This window comes from Archangium sp. (assembly GCF_036388035.1).
Taxonomy (GTDB): domain Bacteria; phylum Myxococcota; class Myxococcia; order Myxococcales; family Myxococcaceae; genus Archangium.
In genome coordinates this window covers 1-3,515 of the sequence record NZ_DASVSO010000996.1, presented here as the reverse complement: position 1 = coordinate 3,515, position 3,515 = coordinate 1, and the positions used below count along the sequence as shown (strand labels likewise).

The 3,515-nt window shown below is 66.6% G+C and carries 5 protein-coding genes; all 5 read left to right on the top strand.

The features are described 5' to 3' along the window. Positions 1 to 630 (top strand): hypothetical protein (locus VF697_RS41235; RefSeq protein ID WP_414641455.1); only part of this gene is annotated, 630 nt, incomplete at its 5' end. A gap of 5 nt (positions 631 to 635) precedes the next feature. Then, positions 636 to 1,196 carry a hypothetical protein gene (locus tag VF697_RS41230; RefSeq protein WP_331103943.1) on the top strand — a complete coding sequence of 187 codons (561 nt, stop codon included), beginning with the start codon at positions 636 to 638 and terminating at the stop codon, positions 1,194 to 1,196. Beyond that, positions 1,196 to 2,311, top strand: coding sequence for a prepilin-type N-terminal cleavage/methylation domain-containing protein (locus VF697_RS41225; protein ID WP_331103942.1), 1,116 nt, complete (start codon positions 1,196 to 1,198; stop codon positions 2,309 to 2,311). Before VF697_RS41230 ends, VF697_RS41225 begins: the two co-directional genes overlap by 1 nt. A gap of 12 nt (positions 2,312 to 2,323) precedes the next feature. Next, the gene (locus tag VF697_RS41220; RefSeq protein ID WP_331103941.1) at positions 2,324 to 2,848 is read left to right on the top strand and encodes a hypothetical protein; all 525 of its coding nucleotides are present in this window, start codon (positions 2,324 to 2,326) and stop codon (positions 2,846 to 2,848) included. A gap of 10 nt (positions 2,849 to 2,858) precedes the next feature. Further along, the coding region (locus tag VF697_RS41215) for a hypothetical protein (RefSeq protein ID WP_331103940.1) at positions 2,859 to 3,515 on the top strand (657 nt) is incomplete at its 3' end.

Below are 3,515 nucleotides of genomic sequence, written 5' to 3'. Positions count from 1 at the left end.
CCCTCTCCTACGCCGCGCTGGAGGTGTTGCCGCAACGAGCGCGTGGTGGTGCTCATCAACGCGGATGGACCCACCGCGGGCAAGCCCATCGACTACTGGGTGGTGGTGGATCCCTGGCTGAACATGCAGCAGGCGCTGAGCACCAACGCCAACTGGTTGCGTCTGAAGGACCTGACGCCGCCCGCTCCCGCGCCCGCGGGCAGCCAGTACCGGTTGATCGACGCGGGGCACTTCAACCCCTCGGTGCGCGTGCTGACGGGAGGCTTCAGGGCCGCCGTCGGCTCGGTGGCGCACCCGGGCTGCACCGCGGACGTGAACAACAAGATCGGCCTCGCCGTGGGGACCACGGCCGGCTCCGCCAACATCTTCCCGCCTCCCTTCTGCTTCGTGCCCAACAACCTGCCGTGCACCTTCTGCTCGGGGATTGGCAGCGCGAGCAATCCCATTCGGGGGGCTGTCTTCTTCGAGCCGGACGGCTCGGTGGACTTCTACGATGCCGCGGGCAATCGCTCCCCGACGGGCTCTGGCTCCATCACCCTGGTGCCGGTGGGGGGTGGCGGTATCCAGACGTCCCAGGCCATCGTCATCACCAACACCGGCCTCGTCCGGACCTTCTCGGCCTCGAGGTGAACTCCATGCTGCGACGAGCTCCTTTCCTCCGGCGCGACGGCTTCACGACGATCGAGGCGATGGTCGCCGCGGTCGTGTTCCTCGTGGGTCTGGCGGGGTTGCTGGGCGCGCTCGTGCAGGCGCGCAGTGCCACGGGCCAGGCGCGCCGGCTCCTGCAAGCCTCCGACATCGCCAATGACCTGGCCGAGCAGATCCAACTCTGGCGCTTCGATGATCCCCGGCTCTCCGACACCCCGGGTCCATGCCAGGAAGATCCCATGGACACCGCGCACGTGCTGACGAAGCCGGGCACCGGCGCCTACAACGCCTATCGGGCGTGCATGCACGACGAGACGACCATCAACCAGCCGGGTTACACGTTCGGCGGTCTGAAGGATCCGGTCTTCGCCGATGAGAGCAACAACCTGACCGTGTACGAGCGCTTCTACATCGTTCGCAGCGACCTGGAGCCCGAGAATGGAGCGCGGCGCGTCCACATCTGGGTGAAGGTCCTCTACAAGGACGCGGGTGAGCCGCGCGTCGTGACCAGCCGCACGATGCGGGTGCAGATGGGAGGCCAGCAGTGATGCGGCGTCAACGGCAACGAGGCTTCACCCTCATCGAGTTGATGGTGGGCTCCATCGTGACCTTCATCACGGTGCTCGCGGTCTCCGCGGCCTTCCTCGGCTACACCCAGTCCTTCTACACGCAGGCGGGCATCCGCGGTGGGCAGGCGTCGCTGCGGCACACCCACCAGCTGGTGGTGCGCAACCTGCGCATGGCTGGCTACGGCATGGATCCGCCCAACGCCTTCGGCTTCCCGGCCGGTTGGCGGGATGATGCGACCCGCAACCGCTCGGATCGGCTCGTCTTCCGCATGCGGGATCCGGCCTTCGCGACGTTGGCCTCCGCCATCTCGGGCACGACCGTCACCCTGCCCGCGGACAAGCCGCTGCCCGCGCTGATGCGCAAGGGGCAGATCTTCCAGATCGCGTGTCCGGGCGGGCTCGCCTTGACCTACGTGCAGCTCAGCGCGGACGCGCCCGCGGGTGCCTTCACGATGAGCCTGGAGTCGCCCACCGGCACCTTCCCCCGGCTCAACAACTTCTCGGCGCCCTGCTTCGGAATCGCGTCAGGCGGGCTGCCGATGCACGTCTTCAAGATCGACGTCTACGACTACTCCATCCAGTTCGTCGACGATGATGGCATGCCCGCTACTCCTGGCCGCCCCTACCTGTTCCGCCGGCATGGCCTGGATGAGAAGGACCCCAACGCCTTCGGCGAGCCGGTGGCCGAGGACATCGAGGCGCTGCGCGTCATCTTCCTGAGGGAGAATGGCACGGAGTTCATCCCCAATCCCGGCGCGGAGGCCCCCGACTATGGGACGCCGCTCAACGATCCCAAGCGCCTCTCCGACCACCCGGCGAACATCCGCGCCGTGCGCGTGGGCCTGGTGGCGCGCACCAGTACCCGCGACGCGGGCATCAACCCGGGGCTGATGAACCTGATCCCCAAGTTTGGCGGGCGCCCGGAACTGCCCGGTGCCTACGGCTTCCGGCGCGTCCTGTCCGAGATGTCCGTGCAGATTCGCAACATGCGCTCCGCGCAGCTCCCCGTTCCCATCTACAGCAATGACGCGGCGACGGTGAACGCCTGCAAGGGCGCCATGCCGGATGACGAGCTCAACTGCGCTGGAGGCTGAGAGGATTTCCCCATGAAGAGACACTCCGGCAGTCGTGGTTCCGTGCTGTTGCTCGTGGTGGTGCTGCTGGCGGTCATCAGCCTGCTGGCGGCCGCCGCGCTGACCTTCTCCCAGAACGAGCTGGGCGCCGCCAGGAACGAGAAGACCGGTGACGAGCTGCTCGCGTGCGCGGACGCGGGCCGTCAGTACTTGCTCTCGCGCTTCAACGTCCTGGGCGTTACTCCCGCCTCGGCCCTCGTGCCCATCAACGTGGACATGAACGCCGCGACCGATGAGGACTGCCCCGACGCGGGACCGGTCCCCGCCGGGAAGCGATGTGCGCGCAGTGGCCACATCGGGCAGGTTCCTCAGGTCAATGTCTCGGGGATCAAGCCGCTACAGCTCACCGCAGGTGGGAGTTCAGAAGACACGGTGGATTCCAGTAATGGTAACGGGGATCCCACCTTGGGTGGAATTCCGCATAAGATTACCGTTCACTGCAAGGACGAATCCGGTCGCGAGACCGAGGTAGAGTTCGTGGTGAAGTTCGGTATCTAGGAGCTTTCTTATGATGCGCATCGACTTCGACGCCATGCGACGCACCCTGGGCAAGCCATTGGCGCGCCGGGTGGGACTGGCAGCGGGTGTGGTGATAGCGGGGGCCGTGGGCTTGCTGGCTGTGCCCAGCCTCTCGGGCAATGTGCCCATGCCCGATCGGGCCGCGTGCTGCACGGGCGCGGTGGCCGTGGGTGACACGATGATCAGCCCCGCCACGGGAGGCGACAAGGACTTCTTCGAAGTCCCCTCCACGCCCCCCAGCGCCATCTTCCTGGTGGGCAACAACGAGTCCATGCAGGAGTTCCCCGAGTTCTTGCCCGAGGTGGGCAACACCTCGGTGTTTGGCTGCGAGGATCCGGCGCTCGTGGCGGCGATGAGCTGGTTCGACAAGGACAGCGCCGACGTCACGAAGAACGGCTCCGTGGTGTACGACTCGGATGCCGACTTCGGTGCCACGCCGCAGTTCTTCAACCCGACCATGTGGTACCAGTCCCGTGGCCGGCGCATCGGCTGGGTGGTGGAGGACTTCCCGTTCTCCATGCACACGGACTTCCGTGCCATGGACGGCAACGACAACACCTGGTCGGCGTGCAACCGCGCGCTGAACTGGAGCGAGCCGTGGGGCTCTCCGGTCATCGCGAAGTGCGAGGCGTGTCTGGCGAGCAAG